This window comes from Microvirga ossetica (assembly GCF_002741015.1).
Taxonomy (GTDB): domain Bacteria; phylum Pseudomonadota; class Alphaproteobacteria; order Rhizobiales; family Beijerinckiaceae; genus Microvirga; species Microvirga ossetica.
Genome location: NZ_CP016616.1, coordinates 2253636 through 2275482, shown reverse-complemented (window position 1 = coordinate 2275482; position 21847 = coordinate 2253636). Strand labels below are relative to the sequence as shown.

At 64.9% G+C, this 21847-nt stretch carries 16 protein-coding genes; 1 reads left to right on the top strand and 15 read right to left on the bottom strand.

What is annotated here, in order from left to right:
• Window positions 1–8 precede the first annotated feature (8 nt).
• Window positions 9–2087, bottom strand: coding sequence for a M3 family metallopeptidase (locus BB934_RS10670; RefSeq protein ID WP_099509610.1), 2079 nt, complete (start codon window positions 2085–2087; stop codon window positions 9–11).
• Between the two features lie 43 nt (window positions 2088–2130).
• The gene (locus BB934_RS10665) at window positions 2131–2922 is read right to left on the bottom strand and encodes a dienelactone hydrolase family protein (RefSeq protein ID WP_237050246.1); all 792 of its coding nucleotides are present in this window, start codon (window positions 2920–2922) and stop codon (window positions 2131–2133) included.
• 195 nt (window positions 2923–3117) lie between these two features.
• On the opposite strand from BB934_RS10665, the gene BB934_RS10660 reads away from it, so the two are divergent.
• Window positions 3118–5139, top strand: coding sequence for an AI-2E family transporter (locus tag BB934_RS10660; RefSeq protein ID WP_099509609.1), 2022 nt, complete (start codon window positions 3118–3120; stop codon window positions 5137–5139).
• A 6-nt stretch (window positions 5140–5145) separates the two neighbouring features.
• Here BB934_RS10660 and BB934_RS10655 read toward each other — a convergent pair whose 3' ends face one another.
• The 13 genes from BB934_RS10655 to BB934_RS10595 form a co-directional block, all read right to left on the bottom strand.
• Window positions 5146–5973, bottom strand: a complete 828-nt coding sequence (locus BB934_RS10655; RefSeq protein WP_099509608.1) for an ABC transporter ATP-binding protein — start codon at window positions 5971–5973, stop codon at window positions 5146–5148.
• Window positions 5970–6827: an ABC transporter ATP-binding protein gene (locus BB934_RS10650; RefSeq protein WP_099509607.1), complete on the bottom strand. Its 858-nt coding sequence runs from the start codon at window positions 6825–6827 to the stop codon at window positions 5970–5972. The genes BB934_RS10655 and BB934_RS10650 overlap by 4 nt, the downstream gene beginning before the upstream one ends.
• A 2-nt stretch (window positions 6828–6829) precedes the next feature.
• Window positions 6830–7744 (bottom strand): ABC transporter permease subunit, encoded by a 915-nt coding sequence (locus BB934_RS10645; protein WP_099509606.1) that lies wholly within the window; start codon window positions 7742–7744, stop codon window positions 6830–6832.
• On the bottom strand, window positions 7741–8751 hold the full coding sequence (locus tag BB934_RS10640) for an ABC transporter permease subunit (RefSeq protein ID WP_099509605.1): 1011 nt from the start codon (window positions 8749–8751) through the stop codon (window positions 7741–7743). The genes BB934_RS10645 and BB934_RS10640 overlap by 4 nt, the downstream gene beginning before the upstream one ends.
• Before the next feature lie 65 nt (window positions 8752–8816).
• The gene (locus BB934_RS10635) at window positions 8817–10418 is read right to left on the bottom strand and encodes an ABC transporter substrate-binding protein (protein ID WP_099509604.1); all 1602 of its coding nucleotides are present in this window, start codon (window positions 10416–10418) and stop codon (window positions 8817–8819) included.
• Between the two features lie 261 nt (window positions 10419–10679).
• On the bottom strand, window positions 10680–12581 hold the full coding sequence (locus tag BB934_RS10630) for a response regulator (RefSeq protein ID WP_099509603.1): 1902 nt from the start codon (window positions 12579–12581) through the stop codon (window positions 10680–10682).
• Window positions 12578–14302: a response regulator gene (locus BB934_RS10625; protein ID WP_099509602.1), complete on the bottom strand. Its 1725-nt coding sequence runs from the start codon at window positions 14300–14302 to the stop codon at window positions 12578–12580. Before BB934_RS10625 ends, BB934_RS10630 begins: the two co-directional genes overlap by 4 nt.
• The gene (gene cheB, locus BB934_RS10620) at window positions 14299–15375 is read right to left on the bottom strand and encodes a chemotaxis-specific protein-glutamate methyltransferase CheB (protein WP_099509601.1); all 1077 of its coding nucleotides are present in this window, start codon (window positions 15373–15375) and stop codon (window positions 14299–14301) included. The genes BB934_RS10625 and cheB overlap by 4 nt, the downstream gene beginning before the upstream one ends.
• Before the next feature lie 10 nt (window positions 15376–15385).
• Window positions 15386–17602, bottom strand: a complete 2217-nt coding sequence (locus BB934_RS10615) for a hybrid sensor histidine kinase/response regulator (RefSeq protein WP_099509600.1) — start codon at window positions 17600–17602, stop codon at window positions 15386–15388.
• A 27-nt stretch (window positions 17603–17629) separates the two neighbouring features.
• A complete protein-coding gene (locus BB934_RS10610) occupies window positions 17630–19306 on the bottom strand; it encodes a methyl-accepting chemotaxis protein (protein WP_210422145.1) in 1677 nt (558 codons plus the stop codon).
• Window position 19307: 1 nt separating this feature from the next.
• Window positions 19308–19904 (bottom strand): chemotaxis protein CheW, encoded by a 597-nt coding sequence (locus tag BB934_RS10605; protein WP_099509598.1) that lies wholly within the window; start codon window positions 19902–19904, stop codon window positions 19308–19310.
• 2 nt (window positions 19905–19906) lie between these two features.
• Window positions 19907–21337, bottom strand: a complete 1431-nt coding sequence (locus BB934_RS10600; protein WP_099509597.1) for a CheR family methyltransferase — start codon at window positions 21335–21337, stop codon at window positions 19907–19909.
• Window positions 21337–21843, bottom strand: coding sequence for a chemotaxis protein CheW (locus tag BB934_RS10595; protein ID WP_099509596.1), 507 nt, complete (start codon window positions 21841–21843; stop codon window positions 21337–21339). The genes BB934_RS10600 and BB934_RS10595 overlap by 1 nt, the downstream gene beginning before the upstream one ends.
• Window positions 21844–21847 lie beyond the last annotated feature (4 nt).

Below are 21847 nucleotides of genomic sequence, written 5' to 3'. Positions count from 1 at the left end.
AGTTCACCTCAAGCGTCTTCCACCACCGCCACCAATCCGCGCTTGGCAAGAAGCGCGTCTGCCGTGGGCAGCCGTCCGCGGAACGCCGTATAGGCTTCGGCTGGGTCGCGCAGGTTGCCGGCGGAGTAGATGAAGGCTTTCAGCTTGTCCGCCATGCCCTTGTCGAAGGCGTTGCCCGTTTCTTCGAAGGCGGTGAAGGCATCCGCGTCGAGCACCTCCGACCAGAGATAGCTGTAATAGCCTGACGAATAGCCGTCGCCCGAGAACACATGCGTGAAATGCGGCGTGCGGTGGCGCATGATGATCTCGCGCGGCATGCCGATCGTCTGCAGCGTTTCCTTCTCAAAAGCAGACACGTCGAGGTCACTAAGATCCTTGCGGCGATGAAGCGCGAGATCGACGAAGGCGGAGGCGAGATATTCGACCGTGGCGAAGCCCTGGTTGAAGTTGCGCGCGGCCATGAGCCGTTCGAGCAGTGCCTCGGGAATCGGCTCGCCGGTCCGGTAATGGGTCGCGTAGCGGCGCAGGATATCCGGCTGCGAGAGCCAGTGCTCGTAGAGCTGCGATGGCAGCTCGACGAAATCCGTCGACACGGCTGTGCCGGCCAAAAGCGGATAGGTCACGTTCGAAAGCAGGCCGTGGAGGCCATGGCCGAATTCGTGGAACAGCGTGCGCGCATCGTCGAAGCTCAGGAGTGACGGCTCGCCCGCCGCGCCCTTCGAGAAGTTCATCACGTTGACGATGATCGGGCGAATGTCGCCGCCGAGCTTTTCCTGCGAGCGGAAGGCGCTCATCCAGGCGCCGCTGCGTTTGGATGGGCGTGCGAAATAATCGCCGATGAAGGTGCCGACAGGGGTGCCTTGCGCATCCTTGACCTGCCAGGCGCGGATATCGGGATGATAGCGCGGGAAATCCTTCAGCTCCTCGAAGCTCAGCCCGAAGAGTCTTTGCGCCGTTTCGAACGAAGCCTCGATGATGCGGTCGAGCTGGAAGTACGGCTTGATCGTCGCCTCGTCGAGATTGTGGCGCGCCATGCGCACCTGATCGGCATAATAGCGCCAGTCCCACGGCTCGATGGCGATGTTGTCGCCGACCGATTGCGCCTGGGCCTGCAGGTCGTCGCGCTCGCCCTCGGCGCGGGCAATCGCCGGCGCCCAGACATCATCCAAGAGCTTCTGCACATTGCCGGGCGTCTTCGCCATCGTGTCGGCGAGCTTGAAATCGGCGAAGGTCTCGTAGCCGAGAAGCTTTGCCCGCTCCGAACGCAGGGCCGCCGTCTCGGCGATGATCGCCTTGTTGTCGGTGGCATTGCCGTTATCACCGCGCGCTGCCCAGGCCTTGAAGGCCTGTTCGCGCAGGTCGCGCCGCTTGGAGAATTGCAGGAACGGCTCGATGCTCGAGCGGGAGAGCGTGATGACATGCTTGCCCTTTAGGCCGCGCTCCTCCGCCGCCTGGGCCGCGGCCTCGCGCAGGAAGGACGGCAGGCCTTCGAGATCCGCCTCGCCGTCGAGAACGAGCTGATAGGATTTCTCGTCGGCCAGAACATTCTGCGAGAATTGCGTGCCGAGGCTTGCCAGCCGCTCCGTGATCGCGGCGAGACGCTTCTTCTCCTCCGGCCCGAGCTTCGCGCCGGCGCGCACGAAAATGGTGTGGTAGCGGTCGAGGACGCGGGATTGCTCGGGGGTAAGACCGAGGCTGTCGCGCTTGTCGTAGAGCGCCGCCACGCGCTTGTAGAGCGCCTCGTTCATGAAGATGCTGTTGCGGTGCTTAGCGAGGAGCGGCGCCATCTCGCGCTCGACCGCCTGGATCGCATCGTTGGTGTGCGAGCCCGCGAGATTGAAGAACACGCCGCTGACCTTCTTCAGCGTCCGGCCGCTCGTCTCCAACGACTCGATCGTGTTGGCGAAGGTGGGCGCCTCCGCATTGTCCGCGATGGCGGCGATCTCGGCCTGCTGCTCGGCGAGCGCCGTGTCGAAGGCGGGCTTATAATGCTCCGGCGCGATGCTTTCGAAGGGTGGAAGACCGAAGGGCGTCGTCCACGATGTGAGAAGAGGATTGCCTGCGAGAGCCGCGTCTGAAGCCGTCATGATCGCTCCTGCGTCTGAATGAAGGGGCCTAGTCTTAATCGCCTCAGCCGTTCGCGGGAAGGGGGCCCGACTTGGCGGGCGCCGCGACGTCGGAGAGATGGCGTTGCAGGAATGCCAGGGATCTGGCCGTGGCATCGCTCTCCGCCGCACCACGGAAGCCGTGGCCCTGACCGGGATAGACCTTGATCTCGTGCGGCACGTTCTGCTGGCGCAGCAGCGCTTCGACCGCGTAGGCGTTCGACACAGGCACGATGGGGTCGGCCGAGCCGTGCAGGACCAAAGTCGGCGGCAGCTTGGACGTGGCGGCAATCGCACCCTGCGGCAGAGGCCCGAAATAATTCACCAGCGCCTTCACGCGGGGTTCCGTGCTCGCCACGGCAAGCCCCAGCGCCGCGCCCAGCGAAATGCCGACGATGCCGATGCGGTACGGATCTGCCCCCGGCTGATCGGCTGCGAAGGCCAGCGCATCCTGCACGGTGCTCATCCAGGGCATGAAGTTCTGAAACAGGGTGCTGAAGGACGCCCGTCTCTCGCCCGTTCTGTCGAGATAGTGCACGAGATGAACCTGGTAGCCGGCGGCAGCCACGTTGCGCGCGCCCTCGCGGTACTGCGTGTTGGTATTCAGGCCGTCCGCGCCATGCAGCATGAGAACCGCGGGACGAGGCGAGGCGCCCGCGGTCTGGAAGGTTTCGACGGCAATGGTCTTGCCCCCGCTCCTGAAGGAATTGCGCTGGGTCTTGATGGGCATCGAAGCGGGTCTGTCCTGCTGGGCGTGGGCGCTCGGGGAGGCAGCAAGGGCTGCACCGATCAGGAGATGGCGTCTGGTGATCGACATGGGACCGGAGCTTAGAAGACGGGATCGTCGGGATCCGGCTGAGATGGGATCGGATTCCCGCGCTTGCAGATGGCAAAACGTCCCAGCGTTTCTCAGGCTGACAAGCTTGCTGCTACGCTCAAGGATCGTTTGGCCTTCGAACACGTTGTTTGCAGGTCGGCGAGATCGTCTCGCGGCTCAGCAGAGATCGACCGTATGCGTCCCACGCCAGCCCCTGTTACGCCACCCCCGGAGACGGAAATTCAGCCTCCCGGCGTTCCGGGCCTCTCGGGCTTGCTGACATTGACCGTGGCGGTCGTCGTGCTGGCGGCGCTCTATGTGGGGCAGGACGTGTTCCTGCCCGTGGTGCTCGCCATCCTTCTGGCGTTCGTGCTGGCGCCGTTCGTCGATGTGATGCGCAAATGGCATATGGGCCGCGTACCGGCCGTCATCATTGCGGTGCTGGTCGCTCTTGGGATCATCCTGTCCCTGGGCGCGATCATCGGCTTCCAGGTCGCCGGTCTCGCTTCCGACATTCCTCGCTATCAGACCACCATCGAGAGCAAGATCAGCTCTCTCAGGGAAGGAACCCTGGGAAAGCTGCCGGCTCTCCTGAAAGATTTCGGCCGCCGCTTCGACAAGGCCGTCGCCGAGCCGCCGCCGGAGCAGCAGGCGCCGGCATCTCCCAGCGCGCCCGCGCCTCCGGCCGCCGAGCCGTCGGGTCCCTTGCCGGTGGAAGTCCATGAGCCGGAACCGACGCCGGTCCAGGTGGCCAGAGATTTTCTGCTGCCGCTGCTCGAGCCGCTGGCAACCACGGGCATCGTGTTCGTGGTGCTGATCTTCATCCTCATGCAGCGCGAGGATCTGCGCGACCGAATGATCCGTCTGTTCGGTTCGAGCGACCTTCATCGCACCACGGTCGCCATGGATGATGCGGCGCGCCGGCTCAGCCGATATTTCCTGACCCAGCTTGCCCTGAACGCCGCCTTCGGTGTCGTGGCCGCCATCGGCTTATGGCTGATCGGGGTGCCGAGCCCCATCCTGTGGGGAGTGTTCGTAGCCCTGATGCGCTTCGTGCCCTATATCGGCTCCTTCGTTGCAGCCATCCCGCCGATCCTGCTCGCCGCCTCTGTCGATCCCGGCTGGTCCATGGCTCTCATGACCCTGGCGCTGTTCCTGATCGGCGAGCCGCTCATGGGGCATGTGGTCGAGCCTATCGTCTACGGGCAGAGCACGGGGCTCTCTCCCTTCGCCGTCGTCATCTCCGCGATCTTCTGGACTTGGCTCTGGGGGCCCGTGGGCCTGCTTATCGCCACGCCCCTGACGCTCTGCCTCGTGGTGCTGGGGCGACATGTGGAGCGGCTTGAGTTCCTCGACGTCCTCCTGGGCGACCGACCCGCTCTCACGCCGGCGGAAAACCTCTATCAGCGCATGCTCGCGGGCGATCCGGACGAAGCTCTGGAATCGGCGGAAGTCCTGCTGAAAGAGCGCTCCCTCACGTCCTATTACGACGAGGTTGCTCTCAGAGGCCTGCAGCTTGCCGCCAACGATGCGACGCGCGGCGTCCTGACTCAGCGCCAGCTCGATCAGGTCAGGGATGTGATCCGGGCCCTCGTGCAGGATCTCGGCGGTCATGAGGATGTCGAGCCTCATCCGGCGGAGACCGAAGACGAGCCTGTCGCTCCTCCCGCCAGCGAGAAACCCGCCAACAAGCAGCCGGCCGCGGCGGCTCCGCTGCCGCAGGCGCGCGAGATTCCGGAGGCCTGGAAGGCGGAAGGAGCGATTCTGTGCGTCGCCGGCCGCGGTCCCCTCGACGAGGCCGCGTCCGAGATGCTGTCGCAGCTTCTCAGCAAGCACGGGCTCGGCACCCGTGTCGTCCCTCATGCGGCCGTCTCACGCCGGGAGATATTCAGTCTCGACATGACCGGGGTGCAGATGGTGTGCATCAGCTACCTCGAGATCAGCGGCACGCCGGCCCATCTGCGCTATCTGCTGCGGCGGCTGAAGCAGAAGGCGAAGGCGCCGGCCCTCGTCGGTCTCTGGCCTGCGGAGGACGCCGTTCTGAAAAGCGAGACCATGCGCGCAACCCTCGGCGCGAATTATTACGTGTCGTCGCTGAGGGACGCGGTGGTGCAGTGCCTGAAGGTCGCAAGCGGCGAGGAGAAATTGCCGGAGCCGGCTAATTCGCAGAATGTCGAGCAGGCAGCGACTGCCAAGCGACTGCCGCTGCCTGCATGAGGTTTCTTAGGCGGCCGCCTTCCGCGCCAACCGCGCCTTGATGCTCGCAGGGTCCGCACGCGGCGTCGCTGCGAAGAGGGTCTTGGTGTAATCGTGCTTGGGATCGGAGAACACTTGGTCGCGGGTTCCGTATTCGACCGCTTCGCCGAAATACATCACCATCACGTCATCGGCGATGTAGCGAACCACCGACAGGTCGTGGCTGATGAAGACATAGGTGAGGTTGAACTCATCCTGCAGATCGGCCAGCAGGTTCAGCACCTGCGCCTGGACCGACAGGTCGAGCGCCGACACCGGCTCGTCGAGAACGAGCAGGCTCGGATTGAGCATCAGGGCACGGGCAATCGCGATACGCTGGCGCTGACCGCCGGAGAACATGTGCGGATAACGGTTGAAATGCTCTTCGGCGAGGCCGACCTTCTTCAACATCGCCATGGCGCGATCGCGGCGCTCGGCAGCTGACGCGTTGCCATGAATCACCAGCGGTGCTGCCAGCACATCGCCGATCTTCTGGCGGGGGTTGAGCGAACCATAGGGATTCTGGAACACGATCTGCACTTCGCGCCGGAGATCCTTCGTGAGGTCTCCCTTCGCGATGTCGACCTTTTTCCCCTGGATGAGGAGATCGCCGGACGTTGCCGGGTCGATCAGCGTGAGAATGCGCGCGAGCGTGGATTTCCCGCAGCCGCTTTCGCCGACGATGGCAAGGGTCTTACCCTTCTCGACCGTGAAGCTCACGCCCTTCACGGCGTGGACAGTTTTACCCTTGGAGAAGAGGCCCCCGGGTAAATGATAATCCCGGACGATATTTCGGGCTTCGAGAACAACACTCATGATACGGCCGCTCCGGCGATCTCGCTTCCGTCCTTGAAATAGTCGGCGATGGTGGGCAGGCGGTCGCCCGTCGCGTTGTCGGGCAATGCAGACAGCAGGGCCTTCGTGTAGTTGCTGCGCGGATTCTCGAACAACGACAGAACGTCCGCCTCTTCCATCTTGCGGCCTTTGTACTGAACCACGACACGGTCGGCGGTCTCTGCGACCACGCCCATATTGTGGGTGATCATGATCATTCCCATCCCGTGCTCGGCCTGAAGCTTTACGAGAAGGTCGAGGATCTGCTTCTGGATCGTGACGTCGAGCGCCGTAGTCGGCTCGTCGGCGATCAGGAGCTTCGGATTGCAGGCGATGGCCATGGCGATCATCACGCGCTGGCACTGGCCGCCGGACATCTGATGCGGGAACGAGTCCAGACGCTCGGCGGGATCGGGGATGCCGACCGCGGTCAGAAGCTCGATGGCGCGTACACGCCGCTGAGCCCGCCCGAGGCCGAGGTGGAAGCGCAGCACCTCCTCGATCTGGAAGCCGACCGTGTAGCAGGGATTGAGGCTTGCCACCGGCTCCTGAAAGATCATCGCGATGTCCTTGCCGACGATCTTGCGACGCTCGGAATCGGACAGCCCAAGAAGATCGCGGCCGTTAAAGGTCATCTTGTCGGCCGTCACTTTCGCCGTCCACGGCAGAAGGCCCATCACGGCGAGCATCGACACGGATTTGCCAGAGCCGGATTCTCCGACGATCGCCAGGACCTCGCGCTCGTCGACCTTGAGCGACACGCCGTCGACCGCGCGGAACATGCCGGTGGAGGTCTGAAATTCGACGACGAGATTCTCGATTTCAAGAAGCGCCATGATCAGGACCTCTTCAGCTTCGGGTCGAGGGCGTCGCGGAGGCCGTCGCCAAGGAGATTGAAGGCGAGCACGGTGATGAGGATGGCCAACCCCGGGAAGGTCACGACCCACCAGGCGCGGAGCACGAACTCGCGGGCATCGGCCAGCATGGTGCCCCATTCGGGCGAGGGCGGCTGCGCGCCGAGGCCGAGGAAGCCCAGCGCCGCCGCGTCGAGGATGGCGGTCGAGATGCCGAGAGAGGCCTGCACGATCAGCGGAGCGGTGCAGTTCGGCAGCACTTCCCTGAACATCAGGCGCATCGTGCCGGCGCCGCTCACGCGAGCTGCCATGACGTAGTCCTTGGAGGTTTCGGTGATCACCGCCGCGCGGGCGAGACGTACGTAATGCGGCAAGATCACGAGAGCCACTGCCAGCATCGCGTTCATGAGGCCCGGGCCAAGCACCGCCACGATCACGATGGCGAGCAGGAGGCTCGGCAGGGTGAGGACGATGTCCATCAGGCGCATGATGAAGATTTCGGTCAGGCCGCGGAAGAAGCCCGCGACGAGGCCGAGCACCGTACCGACGACGATGGAGATCGCCACCACCACGATGCCGATGAGGAGCGACAGCCGTGCGCCGTAGATCATGCGCGAGAGGATGTCGCGGCCGATGGGATCGGTGCCGAGCGGATAGGCGAAGGAGCCGCCCTCCTGCCAGAACGGTGGCTTCAGGGCGATGGAGGTGTCGGTCAAATAGGGCGAATGCGGGGCGATCACATCGGCCAAGAGCGCTACGAGCACCACGGTCACGATCACGACAAGGCCGGCGACGGCGCCGTGGTTGGCGCTGAAATAGCTCCAGAACTCGCGCAGCGGATGGGGCGGGGTGGCCGTCGGCACGGAGACCGCCGGAGCTTCCATGATTTCAGTGGTCATCGCGTATGCCTGATGCGAGGATTGATGAGACCGTAGGCAAGATCGACGAGAAGATTGACGCCCATCACGACAACGCCGAGCAGGAGCGCACCGCCCTGCAGCACGGGATAGTCGCGCCGGAAAATGGCATCGATGAGCCACTTGCCGACGCCTGGCCATGAGAAAATGGTCTCGGTGAGGATCGCGCCCGTGAACAGCACGCCCACCTGCAGGCCGATCACGGTCACGACCGGAATGAGCGCATTGCGCAGGGCATGCAGAGCGACGATGCGGAACCGGGGGAGGCCCTTGGCCTTGGCGGTGCGGATGTAATCCTCGCCGAGGACTTCCAGCATCGCCGAGCGGGTCATGCGGGCGATCACCGCAAGCGGCACCGTGCCGAGCACGATGGTGGGCAGGATCAGGTGCCTGACGGCGGACCAGAACGCCTCCGGCTCATCGGACAGGAGCGTGTCGATCAGAAGGAAGCCGGTGACGGGCTCGATATAATAGAGCACGTCGATGCGACCCGAGACGGGCGTCAGGTCGAACTGCACCGAAAACAGCAGGATGAGGATGAGGCCCCACCAGAAGATCGGCATGGAATAGCCGGCGAGCGAAATGCCCATCACGCCATGATCGAAGATCGAATTTCGTCGGATCGCCGCGATAATTCCCGCTGGAAGCCCGAGAACGAGAGCAAAGATGATGGCGCAGAGCGCCAGCTCGATGGTCGCCGGGAACAGCGACGAGAACTCGCTCAGCACCGGCTCCTGCGTGATCATCGACTTGCCCAGATCGCCCTGGAGGACGCGGGACAGATAGATCCCGTATTGGACGATGACCGGCTTGTCGAAGCCGTATTCCTTGCGGAGTTGCTCGTGGCGGGCGGGATCGATGCCGCGCTCGCCGGCAAGCGTTTCGATGGGATCGCCCGGTACGAGGCGGATCAGGAAGAAAGCCAGCAACGTGATCCCGATGAAGGTCGGGATGATCAGGCTGACACGGGTGAAAATGAATCTGAGCATCGTCTGAACGTAAAAAGGCGGAGCGGCTTTTTTAAGCCGCTCCGCCGTAGGTTGAAGGGATTAGCTTACTTGCCCTTGATGTCGACGCCATAGAAGGTGTGGCGGCCGAACGGCGAGAGCTTGAAATCCACGACTTCCTTGCGGACCGGCTTCAGCTGCACGGCGTGAGCCACCGTGAACCACGGAGCCTGCTCCTTGAAGATCTTCTGAGCTTCCTCGTAGAGCTTGGTGCGCTCGGCCTGGTTGGTCACGACCTTCGCCTTCGTCACGAGATCGTCGAAGGGCTTGTAGCACCACTTGGCGATGTTCGAGCCCGAAGCGCTCTGCGCCGAGGCGCAGCCGAGCAGGGTGTGCAGGAAGTTGTCCGGATCGCCGTTGTCGCCCGTCCAGCCGAGCTGAGCCATCTGGTGCTCGCCGGCCTGGGCCCGCTTGCGATACTCGCCCCACTCGAAGCTCTTGATCTCGGCCTTCACGCCGATCTTGGCGAGGTCGGCCTGCATGAGTTCGGCAATGCGGCGGGCATTCGGGTTGTAGGGGCGCTGAACCGGCATGGCCCAGAGGTCGGTCTCGAGACCGTTCGGGTAGCCGGCCTCGGCCAGGAGCTTCTTGGCCGCTTCCGGGTTGTACTCGTCGTCCTTGATGGACTTGTTGAACGACCACATGGTCGGCGGGATCGGGTTCGTGGCGGGAACGCCCGAGCCGAGGAACACCGCGTCGACGATCGCCTTCTTGTTCATGGCCATGTTGAAGGCCTTGCGGACGCGCACGTCGTCGAAGGGCTTCTTCGTGGTCTGGTAGGCGAGATAGCCGACGTTCAGGCCGGCCTGATCCATGACCGTGACGTTCGGATCCTTCTTCATGGCGTCGAGGTCAGCCGGATTCGGATACGGCATGACGTGGCATTCGCCCTTCTGGAGCTTGGCCCAACGCACGGAGGCGTCCGGGGTGATCGAGAAGACGAGGTCGTCGATCTTCGCCTTGCCGTCCCAGTACTCGGGGAACGCCTTATAACGGATGATGGCGTCCTTCTGGTACTGGACGAGATAGAACGGGCCGGTGCCGACCGGCTCTTGGTCGATCTTCTCCGGCGTGCCGGCCTTCAGCATGGCGTCGGCATATTCCTTGGACTGAACGCCCGCCCACTGCATGGCGAGGTTGGCCAGGAACGGAGCCTCCGGCTTATTGAGCGTGACGCGGACGGTGTAGTCGTCGACCTTCTCCACCGACTTCAGCAGGGCGGGCATGCCCATGTCGCTGAAGTAGGAGTGGTTCGGGCTCGTGACCTTGAAGAAGGGGTTCGCTTCCTTCCACTGACGCTCGAACATGAACACGACGTCGTCGGCGTTCAGGTTGCGGGTCGGCTTGAAGTTCTTGTTGGAATGCCACTTGGCGTTCTTGCGCAGGTGGAAGGTGTAGACCGTGCCGTCAGCGGAGATGTCCCACTTCTCGGCGAGGCCGGGGACGACCTTCGTGCCGCCGCGCTCAAAGTCGACGATGTTGTCGTAGATCTGCTCGGTCGCGTCGAAGGACGTGCCGGTGGTGTTGACGCCGGGATAGAAGTTCTCCGGGCTGCCCTCGGAGCAATAGACGAGGGTTTTGGCAGCCAGCGGAGCGGCGACCAGGAAGGCCGGAACGCAGATGGCTGCGAAAAGGGCTGATTTTTTCATTACCTTGGTCCTCTGAGACGGCTCTACTCGTGGCCGTTCTGTGACGGAGTTAAGGTGCGAAGCCCCGAAATTGTCAATCTGTCCATGCAACAATGGATAATATTTAAAGGAAATTTACCATTTTCTGCCCCTACGGCAGCTCGAATCGCACCCGCGAAAGGTCAATTTTCCGCGATTTTCGCCCGGTTTCAGGCATAAAGCTGCTCGAAACGCGCTGTGAACCGTGGAGAGCATGCATTCGAACCTTTGACCGCCTTCGCCTCAATTCAGCCGATGGCGCGCTGCCTCACTGATCTTCGCCGCCAGATCGATGCGGTTGAAGGGCTTGTGCAGCATAGGATAACCTTCCGGCAGGCGCCTTGGATCGGCATAGCCCGTCACCAGAAGGATGCCGATCTCCGGCCGGATCGCCCGCACCTTGTCGGCGAGGTCAGTCCCCGTCATGCCGGGCATGGCGAAGTCGGCGATGAGAAGGTCGAGCTGGTCGTCGGTTTTCAGGATGTCGAGCGCCGACGATCCATCGGCCGCCTCCACGACCCGGTGACCCATATCGGCGAGGTATGCAGCCGTGACCGTTCTTACTTCCGCATCGTCATCCACGAGAAGAATGCGCACCTTTGGCGCGTCCGGGGCAATGGTCTGCTTCTCGCGCGGGCCATCCTCCCGCTCCGCAGCCGCACGGGACAGGTAGAGCTCGACCGTCGTTCCCGCTCCGACGGTGCTGCGGATCGTGACGGTGCCTCCGGATTGCTGGGCGAGGCCGTAGACCATGGGCAGGCCGAGGCCGGTGCCCTTGCCGACCTCCTTCGTAGTGAAGAAGGGCTCCAGCACGCGGGTCAGAACCTCGGGCGGGATACCGGTGCCGGTATCCGCCACGGAGATCACCACGTAATCCCCGCCGTTCAGCTCGGCGATGCGTCCCTCCTCCACGGCCTCGTTGCGGGTGGAGAGAGTCAGGGTTCCGCTCTCGGCCATCGCATCGCGGGCGTTGATGCACAGGTTGAGGATCGCCAACTCCAGCTGGTCCGGGTCGACCATGGCCGTCCACAGGTCGTCGGTCAGCTTCCGCTCGATCCGGACGACCCCCCCGAGCGTGCGCGTCAGCAGGTCGTTCATGCCCGTAATGACCTGGTTGACGTCGACCGCCTGCAACCGCATGTCGCGCTGGCGGCTGAAGCTCAGGAGCCGCTGCGTCAGCGACGCGCCCCGCTCGGCCGCGTAGGTGGCGTTCTGCAGGAGACGCGTCAGCCGCGGATCGTCGGGAGCCCGGCGGGATGCAAGATCCAGGCTACCGAGAACCGCCATCAGCAGGTTGTTGAAGTCGTGCGCGACGCCGCCGGCGAGCGTTCCCAGAGCCTGCATCTTGTCCGCCTGCCGCAGGCGCATTTCCATCATCTTGCGTTCCGTGATGTCGCGCTCGATGGTGGCGAGGTTGGTGACGGTTCCCGACTCGTCGAGGATCGGGATGTGATTGATGAGAAACCACCGGGTCGTGCCGTCGGGCGTGGTCCGTTCCTCGATCACCTCATCGGGTGCGCGCGCTGCGATAGCTCGCCGCTCCGCCTCTTCGATCATGGCGGCGCGCTGGGGCGAGACATAGTCGCGCTCCTTGCGGCCCAGGCACCTTCTGGCCGGGTGTCCGAGGCTGCGGGCCTTGCTTGCATTCAGGCGCACGAAGCGGCCGTCGAGATCCTTGAACGAGATCAGGTCGCCCGTGCTGTCCATCAGCCCGTGCAGGAGGGAGCGCTCGGTGTCGAGCTCCCGGGCGAGCATGCGCCGTTGATAGGCGGCGGCCACCATGTTGGTGAGGGCGGCCGGGTCCCAGGGCTTGGGCGCATAGGCCATGATGCGGCCCCTGTTGACCGCGCCGATGACAGCCTTGAGGTCGGCATAGCCCGTGAGAAGGATCGCTTCCGCATCGGTGACATTCCGGGCCTTGGCCAGGAACTCGTCGCCCTGCATCTCGGGCATGCGCTGGTCCGAGATGATGATCGCGATGTCCGGCTCTTTCCGGATGATGTCCAACGCCTTGATCGGAGACGAGGCGGTCAGCACCCGGTAATCGTCCTCGAACAGGTCCTCGAGGGCGATCAGGATGTCCGGCTCGTCGTCGACGACCAGGATGGTGCCATGCGTTGGGTTCATCTCACTCGGCAAGGTCATGCAACAATCTGCCTCGGGATCGTGATGATGAAGCTGGCGCCGCCCTGCGAGCCTGCCTCCACCGTGATCGATCCCTTGTGGGCCTGAACGACGCTATAGGCGATAGCCAGACCAAGTCCAGTTCCAGACCCTACGGGCTTGGTCGTAAAGAACGGCTCAAAGATGCGCTCCCGCAATTCCGGAGGAATGCCCGGACCCGTATCGCTGATTCTGATCGTATAGGTTGTCTTGTTGCTCTCGGTTTCAATGTCTATGCCGCCGGTCCCCTTGATCGCGTCGGCGGCGTTGCCGACGATATTCATGACCACCTGGTTCAGCAGGGCAGGCGAGCAATAGAGGTCGGGAACCGCGTTGTAGCGGCGGCGCACGTCGATCCGGGTGCCGAGCTTGTGGCCCAGGAGAGCGAGGACGGTCTCGATCGATTCAGGCACGTTGACGGTCTGGAAGTCGCCTTCGTCCAGGCGCGAGAAGCGCCTCAGGTTGAGAACGAGTTCCTGAATCCGGGCGAGCCCCAGCTTCATGGCTGCGACCCGGTCGCGCGATTTCTGAACCTGCCGCTCGAGCCCGGCCTCCGCCGGCAGCTTTGCGGCAATCTCGCCCAGGAGCCTGTCCACCGTTCCCTGATGCGCCTGGATGAAGGCGAGAGGATTGTTGATCTCGTGCGCGATGCCTGCAACGAGCTCGCCGAGGGAGGCCATCTTGGCCGCCTGGACGAGCTGGGCCTGCGTGCCCTTCAGGAGGTCGTTCGCCTCCTCGAGCTCGCGATTGGCATTGGCCAGCGCCTCCGCCGAGGCGGCTTCCGCCCGTGCCCGCGCCAGGGCGAGCTCCCGCTCGCGCAGCTCCGCCTCGATGCGCCAGTTCTCGTCCTGCATCAGCTTGCGCCGGACGAGGGCGCGGATGCGCACGCGCATCACGTCGGGCTCGATCGTCGAGGGAACGATGTCATCGACGCCTGCGGCGAAGGCGCGTGCGAGCATGTCGCCACCCTCCTCGTTGCCGAGGCCAACGATGGCGAAGGTCGGGGCGTCCGTGCCGGGCAACGGGGCGAGGCCACGATACAGGTTCAGTTGGCGGCACAGCTCGATGCCGTCGAAGCTTGGGCTGAGCAGGTTCACCAGAACGCAGTCCCAGGTGGAGTTCGGCGCGCGGACCAGCCGGAGAGCCTCGGAAGTGTTCTGGGCTCCCGTCACCGCATAGCCCTCGTGGGTCAGCATGTTCTGGAGATAGGTGCTGCGGGTGGGACTGTCGTCCACGACGATGATGCAGGCGCGGCGGAAGGCGCCGAAGCTGGGGGATTGCCGCTCTTCCCGGGCATCGCCGATCGGCGACGAGCGCCGGCGCAGCAGCGCCTTGATGCGCAGGATGATCAGCTCCTGCTCGGCCGATTTGGAAATGTAGGCGTCCGCGCCGCTCTCCAGCCCCTGGCGCTCGACAGCACGCTCCCGGGCTTCCGTCAGCATGATCACCGGGAGCGCCCGGGTGCGCACGTTGAGCCGCATCTGCCGCGTCAGCTCGTCGCCGTTCATGCCGGGCAGATGGTAATCGGCGATGACGAGATCGGGCAGCTTTTCGTTCAGGCTGTCGAGGGCGGCTTCCGCGGTGGAGCGCCACGAGACGTGAAAGCCGTTCGTCTCCAGCATATGGCGCAGCTGCAGCGCCTGAGTCTCCGAATCTTCGACCAGGAGGATTCCGGCGGTCTGGGCGACAGGGGCGGCGCTCATTCGCCGTCCCCTTGCGCCAATTTCAGAATTCGCGGTGCGAGCAGGTCGAGGGGCAGGCTGAGATTGACGCCCCCGAGGCGGGCCGCTGCTGCCGGCATGCCGTAGACGACGGCCGTGCTCTCATCCTCGGCCAGGGCATAGCCCCCTGCCTGGCGCATCTCGACGAGGCCCTGCGCCCCGTCCTCGCCCATCCCCGTGAGAATGACGCCGAGTCCCCTCGGGCCGGCAGATCGCGCGATCGACTGGAACAGCATGGTGGCCGAGGGGCGCTGATTGCCGAGGGGAGGATCGCCACTCACCCTCAGCGTGCCCGCGGGGGAAAGGAGCAGATGCCGGTCGCCGGGAGCGACGTAAACGCAGCCGGCCGACGGGATTTCCTGATCCTGCGCCAGCCGGACGTCGAGCGGCATCAGTCCATTGAGCCAGGAGGCGAAGCCCTCCATGAAAGGAGCGCCCATGTGCTGGACGAGAAGGATCGGCAGCGGGAAATTTGCCGGCAGGGCGCTCAGGATCTTGGCAAGGGCCGGCGGCCCGCCGGTCGAGGCGGCGATTCCCATGACGCTCGGGCGCGTCGCCTTCCATTCGGCCTCCCGCCTGGGAGCCGGGGACATGGTTTTCTCGCGCCATGGCGCGAAGGAGCGCTGACGGACCACCGGGACCTGGCTCATGATGTAGAGCTGGGTGCAGATGGTGCTGGCGATCCCCGCATAGCCGGCGCTGGAGAGGCCGACGGGCTTTTCCACGACGGTGAGCGCGCCCGCTCTCAGAGCATTCATGGAGATCTTGAGCGAGGAATCCTCGATGCTGTCGGCGATGACGACGATGGGCGTCGGCTGCTCCGACATGATCCGGCGGGTCGCCTCCAACCCGTCCATCCCGGGCAGGCGGATATCCATCGAGATCACGTCCGGCTGCACGCGGCCGATCTCCTGGAGGGCCTCCTCCGCCGAGCTGACGGCGGCCGCCACCAAGAGGCGGGGATCGCTGGCGATGATGTGGACCAGCAGCTGACGGACGACGAGGGAATCCTCGACGACCATCACACGGACCCGCGGCTGAGGCGCCATACTCATCGGACGAAACTCACAACACCTGCCCGATCGTCGCCAAGAGCTCGCGCTGATCGAACTTCTGCTTGGTAATATAGGCGCTCGCGCCGAGATCGAGACCCTTGCGCACATCCTCCGGGTCGGCGCGCGAGGTCATCAGGATGACGGGAAGGGTGGAGAGCCTCGGGTCGTTCTTGATCGCCTGCAACAGGCCGAACCCGTCCATGCGCGGCATTTCCACATCGGCGATGACGAGATCGACGATCGTCTCGCCCGAGCGCAGGACATGCAGTGCGTCGATACCGTCGACGCTGAGGAGAACCTCGTAGCCCTGCGCCTCGAGAATGCTCTTCTCGAGGGTCCGGGTGGTGATGGAATCGTCGACCACGAGGATCGTTCTGGCGCGGCGCTCGTCCTCGGGAGCCCACTGGGCGAGGCCGAGGCCGCCCGCAGCGAGCCTGCCTTCGTTCCTGACCCAATGATCGACCAGCTTGTCGGGACTCAGCACCAGGGCTGGCATCTCGTTTTCCAGAAGCACGGTTCCGGAGACGAGTTCGCCGAGCCCGACCGCCTGAACGTCGCTCACCAGCATGGTGCGCACGTCGTGGAAGGCGTTGACGGCAAGCGCGCAGGTACGGGAACCGTGACGGACAAGAACGGCCTTCACGTGTCCGGCCTCTGTGGGGAGGGGGGCATTCGGGGATCCTGTCAGGGCTGCGAGGGCGACGACTGGGACGATAACGTCTTGTCCCCCGATCTCGATCCGGGCGGCCGGACGGCCTTCCACACTTTCCAGCCCGTCGGAGCGCAGCCGCAGCAGCCGCTCGACCGCATGCGAGGGCATCCCGAACATCCGCTCCTCGGCCTCCAGCAGCAGCAGCGGCTGCCGTGCCGCGGTGAAGGGCACGTTCAGCAGAACCTCGGTTCCGTGAGGATAGCGCGGCCGCAGGAGAACGCTGCCCTGGAGCCTGCGCACGGCTTCCGCCACCACGGAAAGTCCCATGCCGCGCCCCGAGAGCCGGTCCACCTCGGCTGCGGTCGAGAACCCCGGCGCGAAGACGAGGGCGAGCAGCTGATCCAACATCGGAGGCGGATGGTCGGGGCTGCGTGGCTGGAGCAGGCCGCGCTCGATGGCTACCTGCTCGATCCGGCGCAGATCCGGTCCCCGCCCGTCGTCGCGGATGCTGATGGCGAGGCGCCCGCCGCGGGAGGCGAGCTCCAGGGTCACCTCGGCCCGCTCCGGCTTCCCCCTGGCGACGCGTTCCTCCGGTATTTCCGCTCCGTGGCTCACCGCGTTGCGCAGGAGATGCATCACGGGATCCTTGAGCGCTTGGAGCACCTGCCGGTCCACCTGGATGTCGAGGCCGATGCTGCGCACATGCACGTCCCGTCCCGCCTTCCGGGCGATCTCGCGCACCATGTGGCCGAAGCCGCCGAACACCGTTTCCGCCGATACCAGCGAGACGCGGTCGATATTGTCGCGCACCTGGCTCGCGGCCTGCTCGATGGACCAGCGCGACTGTCGCCGGTCGCGCGACAGGGCGGACAGCCTGCGGAACAGGGTTTTCAGGCCCTGGTCGAAATCGCGCAGGCGAGGGGCGAAGGAGCCGCCGCTTCGTATCGCTGCCGCGTTCGATTCTTGCCGAGCCGCGGAGCCTAAGGCGTTCACCTGCGCATAGAGCTGGTCCCAGCCTCGGCGCAGCCCGCGAATCTCCTGCTCGATCTGCCGCAGCGTGTCGTCGATGCCCTCATCCGCCTGCAGCTCCGTCAGGAGCCGATACATGGAATCGGAGAGTTCCTCCATCTGCTCGGCGGCGACGCGCAGATAGGAGCCCGCGCCGCTATCCGTCGCATCGGCTTTCGGAGCCGGAGATTCCGGTTCGCCGGATGCGGGCGTCGAAGCCGGCACGGTGGGGGCCTGGGGTTTCGGCTCCGGCGGCTTCGACATATCCGCGACGAGATCCTCGATCAGGTCGAGGTTCTGCCGCACCGTCGCGACGGTGGGCGCGTCGAGCGATTGCTGCCCTTCGAGCACTTGCGAGAACAGCGCTTCGAGCTGATGCGCCACCTCCTCGACAGCCGGCAGGTCGACTGCGCGGGCAGCGCCCTTGAGACTGTGCGCTCGGCGGAACACGTCCGTCAGATCGATCTCGCCCCGATCCGCATGATCGAGCGCGGAGCGGATCGCCTGGAGATGCTCCCGATGCTCCGCGTCGAAGGCGGCCAGGAGCTGCTTGCGGATATCCGTCACGATGCGCGCGTCCTCATCGACGCCGGATTAAAGGCGATAGCGCTCGGCAAGGCCGAGAAGCTGCTGTGCGAGGCTGGACAGATTGGCGGCTGCCGTATCGAGCTGACGCGTGCCGGCCGCCGTCTGCTGGCTCGCCTGGCGGATGTTCTGAAGTGCGCCCATCACCTGCTCGATTCCGAGCTGCTGCTGGTTGGTCGAGGCGATGATCTGCTGGAAGGTCTGGACGCTCTCCTGGATCTGGCTTGAGATGCCGGTGATGGTCTGCTGCGTGATGTCCGTGCGCTCCTTGCCGGCGGCGACGCGCTTCACGGCTTCCTCGGTCAGCATCACGGACGAGTTGATGCCGCGCTGGATGTCGCCGAGGATCGAGCGCACCTGCAGCGTCGCATCCTTCGCCTGATCGGCGAGGGTCTTCATCTCAGAGGCCACCACCGCGAAGCTGCGGCCGTTCTCGCCGGCTGCCGCCGCCTCGATCGCCGCATTGAGGGCGAGAAGATGCGTGCGCTCCGAAATGTCGTTGACCGACGAGATGATCTCGCCGACGGCCTGCGTCTTCTCGCTCAAGGCCACGATGTTCTCCGCCACCGCTTCCGCCTGCTCGCGGATGGAATCCATGGCGCGGGCCGTTTCCTCCACGGCCTGCAGGCCGGAAATGCTGGTCTGCGCGGCTGCCTGTGCCGATGCGATGACCTCCTGGGCGCGCTTGCCGATCTGCGTGCCCGAATGGGTGATCTCGTCCACGGTGGCGGCGGTCTCCTGCACCGCGGCAAGCTGCTCTTCCACGGAGGCTGCCTGCTCCTGGGTCGAGGCGCGGATCTCCGCTGCCGCGGCGTTCAGGTTCTCGGTCGCCTCGCGGCTTTGGCGGGCGAGTTGCCGCAACCCGTCGACCATGGTGTTGAGGGTCGTGCCGAGATGCCCGATCTCGTCCTTGCCCGTCACCGCCATCTGGCCTCCGAGCTCTCCGCGTCCGACACGCTCGACGAAGCCCATGAAGGTGCCGAGCGGGCCGGTGATGGACGAGCGCAGGGCGTAGGTGATCACGACGCTCAGGATGGCAGCACCGGCCAGGGCCAGGATGATCGACATCCGGCTCTGCTCGTAGACCTCGCCGATCCGCCGCTGCCCGATGGTGATCGCTTCGCTGAGGATGCTGCGGGATTGTGCGAGATTGCGGCTCCAGGATTCGCGGCTGCCGTTCAGTGCGCTCTGGCTGGCAGTCACCGCGGGGAGATCGTTGTTCTGAAGGGCTGCGAACTGCCGCTCGCTGGTCGAGCGCAATTGGCGCAGGTCGCTGCCTGCCCTGTTCAGGGATTCGATGATGCGCCGCCAGGCGTCGGCCCGCTGCGACGTGACCGAGTTCGCCGCAAAACCGTTCACCGTGGCAAGGGTCTGCTCGAGGGACGCTTCGGTTGCCGCGGCCTGCTGCTCCCAGGAGCGGGCAAGGTCGTCGCCGGCCCCCTGCTGCTGACCGAGCGAGCGCAGGAAGAAGCGGGAGAGGATTTCCTCGCGCAGTCCGCGCATGGTGTTCTGCCGCTCGGAGACGTCCTCGAGCTGACGCATCAGAGCGAGGTCGCGCGTGACGATCGTTTCCGTCGATTGGCGGACGTCGTCGAGCTGGTTGATGGCATAGATGCCGAGCCCGACCATCAGCGCGACGATGACGGCGAAGCCGAGAAGAATACGGTTGGCGATCGAGATCGTCACGTCAGACTCCAGGAACAGGGGAAGATGACAGGAAAGGACGCAGGAGGCGTTCTGTATCGAGAAGGGAAAGGGTTTCGTCGCGATCGGCCATCTCGGCCGCGGGTCTGGCATAGCCGGTGACTGCATCGTTTCGGAAGCCGGCAGCCTCCGCGCCGGTCAGCGGGAGAATCTCGGAGACCGCAAAGGCGCGCTCGACCCTCAGCGCCACCTGGGGCTGCTCGCGCCGCAGCAGCACGAAGTGCTGACCCTCGTCGGCAGTGGCGGGTTCCAGGCCCAGGGCGGTCGCCAAATCGATCACGCTCACAAGCCGTCCGCCGCGGCCGAAGAGACCGATCAGGGCCGGTGACGCATCCGGGACGGGCACGCATTTCTGAGCCGGCAGGACCTCGGCCACCTCTTCCACGGGGATGCCGAAACGCTCGCGACCCGACCCGCAGACCAGCGCGCGGGAGAGGGTTTCGGCAGGTGCCGAGGCCGCGTCCTTGCGGGCGGCCAGACCTTCGGTTCTGTGGTCGAGGATCTGACGAATCCGCTCCTCGGCGGAACGGATCCGGATCTGAGTCATCTGGTGCAGCTTGCGGCGCACGGATTTCGCCATGGTCAGCCCCTGCGCCCGGCGGGCGTCTTCGCGTCAAGATGCACGCGGACGAGATCGCGCAGATCCTTCGCGGTCAGCCCATCCGCTTCGTCGAGCAGGCGGTCGCCGGGCATTGCGGCCGCGATCCGGGCGGCATTGGTCAGGGAGCGTTTCCCGGGACCGGATCTACCCTCCGCGAGCAGCAGGAGTCCGAGATGATAGTGAGCCATGGCAAAGCTTTTATCGAGATAGAGGCTGTTAAGGAAGCATTTCTCCGCCTCGTCGGGACGCCGGAGTTCCCGCAGGACGAGGCCGCGGTAGAAATGCAGCGTGGCGTCCAAGGGCTGTTCGGCCAGAGCTTTTCGGCACAGCATGTCCGCCGTTGCGAAATCGCCCGCGTCGGCTCGCGCGCGGATCTCGCCGAGCAGAGCATCGGGCTCCTCGGGACCAGGAAGCGCCTTTGCCGGAACGCGCGGCGGGCGTGCCGGAACCCGAGCCTTGGTTGGCTCCACCGGCTTGGGCGCGGGCAGGAGCGGCTTCCACTCCGGGGGCACGACCGGGAGCTGCGCAACGGACGGGGCGGGAATCATCGCCTCGCTCGAGCCACGGCGATAGGCAACCGTCCCCGGCAGGTTCACGACCTGCATCATCGACGAGAAGGCAGGGTTGGGCTCCGCATGGCCGAGCAGCATCCAGCCTTCCTCGGCGAGGCGCTCGCGCAGGCCCCCCACGAGCTGGATCACGACGTCGGGGTGAAAATAGATCAGGACGTTGCGGCACAGGATCAGGTCGAAATCAGTGAACTCGAGCGGAGAGGTCCCGTCGAGGAGACTCAGCAGGTTGTGGCGCTCGAAGCGGACGACGGAGCGGAACTCCGGCCGCACCTGCCACCGATCCTTGTCGACACCGATGAAGTAGCGCTCTCTTTCCGGCGCCGGCATCGAGCGCAGGGCCCATTTGCCGAACTGCGCCTGCCGCGCCGCCTTGAGGAAGCCGTCGTTGATGTCGGTGCCGAGAATGCTGACACGCCAATCGTTCAGGCTCTCGCCGAGGATCTCGTTGACAAGGATGGAAAGCGAATAGGCTTCGGCACCCGTGGAGGAGCCGGCGCTCCAGATGCGCAGCCGCCGTGTGGCGCTCTTGCGCGCGACGATCTCGGGAAGGATCGTCGCGCGCAGGGCGGCGAACTGTTCCGCATAGCGGAAGAAGAAGGTCTCGCCGATGGTGATCTCGGCTTCAAGCCGGCTCCATTCGGCAGGCCCCGAAATCGGATCGCCGAGAAGGCTCAGATATTGCGTTGAATCGCGAAGACCGGTTGCGCGCAGGCGTTTGCGCACGCGCTCCCATAGGAGGTCGTCCTTATCCTGGTAATAGAAATGCCCCGTGCGCTCGATGATGCGGTTTTTCAGCTGCGGAAAGCCGGCATCGATCAACGGGGCGGCGCGTGCCGCCATCAAGCCTGAACCGCCCATTCGCCGAGCCGGTTCTGGGCCTGACGTCCGAGTTCCGCGAGCGCCTGCCGCTCTTCGGCGAGCAGGATGCGCTCGAGCGTGAGTAGGTGGACGAGGCGGTCCTGCCATGTGACCTCGGCCTCGACGCAGCCGTTGAGGCTGTCGGCCTGCTGCACGGGCGAAAGGCGGGAGGCATCGATGGTCGCCACGTCCAGAACCCGGTCGACGAGGAGCGCCGTCGTTTCCGTAGTACCCAAACCTCCGGTGACGATCAGATGCCGGTAGAGCGCGCTTTCCGCATCGTCACTCTTCTGGGCAAGTCCGAAAAGCACGTCGAGCCGAAGAACGGGGATCGCGCGCCCGCTCAAATTGAAGAAGCCCGCGACCGGCCTCGGCAGGGCCGGCGGACGCCACAGGCGCGGCAAGGGCAGGAACTCCCGCGCCGCACTCCTGTGCAGGGCGCAGGCGGTGCCGCACACGTCGAAGACTATGATCTGCAGGCTCGCCATCGCT

Coding starts and splice junctions, on each gene's coding strand:
- BB934_RS10670 (WP_099509610.1), bottom strand. CDS start 2,087: ATGACGGCTTCAGACGCGGCTCTCGCAGGCAATCCTCTTCTCACATCG.
- BB934_RS10605 (WP_099509598.1), bottom strand. CDS start 19,904: ATGGCGAAATCCGTGCGCCGCAAGCTGCACCAGATGACTCAGATCCGG.
- BB934_RS10645 (WP_099509606.1), bottom strand. CDS start 7,744: ATGACCACTGAAATCATGGAAGCTCCGGCGGTCTCCGTGCCGACGGCC.
- BB934_RS10630 (WP_099509603.1), bottom strand. CDS start 12,581: ATGACCTTGCCGAGTGAGATGAACCCAACGCATGGCACCATCCTGGTC.
- BB934_RS10660 (WP_099509609.1), top strand. CDS start 3,118: ATGCGTCCCACGCCAGCCCCTGTTACGCCACCCCCGGAGACGGAAATT.
- BB934_RS10655 (WP_099509608.1), bottom strand. CDS start 5,973: ATGAGTGTTGTTCTCGAAGCCCGAAATATCGTCCGGGATTATCATTTA.
- BB934_RS10640 (WP_099509605.1), bottom strand. CDS start 8,751: ATGCTCAGATTCATTTTCACCCGTGTCAGCCTGATCATCCCGACCTTC.
- cheB (WP_099509601.1), bottom strand. CDS start 15,375: ATGAGTATGGCGCCTCAGCCGCGGGTCCGTGTGATGGTCGTCGAGGAT.
- BB934_RS10635 (WP_099509604.1), bottom strand. CDS start 10,418: ATGAAAAAATCAGCCCTTTTCGCAGCCATCTGCGTTCCGGCCTTCCTG.
- BB934_RS10595 (WP_099509596.1), bottom strand. CDS start 21,843: ATGGCGAGCCTGCAGATCATAGTCTTCGACGTGTGCGGCACCGCCTGC.
- BB934_RS10665 (WP_237050246.1), bottom strand. CDS start 2,922: ATGTCGATCACCAGACGCCATCTCCTGATCGGTGCAGCCCTTGCTGCC.
- BB934_RS10600 (WP_099509597.1), bottom strand. CDS start 21,337: ATGGCGGCACGCGCCGCCCCGTTGATCGATGCCGGCTTTCCGCAGCTG.
- BB934_RS10650 (WP_099509607.1), bottom strand. CDS start 6,827: ATGGCGCTTCTTGAAATCGAGAATCTCGTCGTCGAATTTCAGACCTCC.
- BB934_RS10625 (WP_099509602.1), bottom strand. CDS start 14,302: ATGAGCGCCGCCCCTGTCGCCCAGACCGCCGGAATCCTCCTGGTCGAA.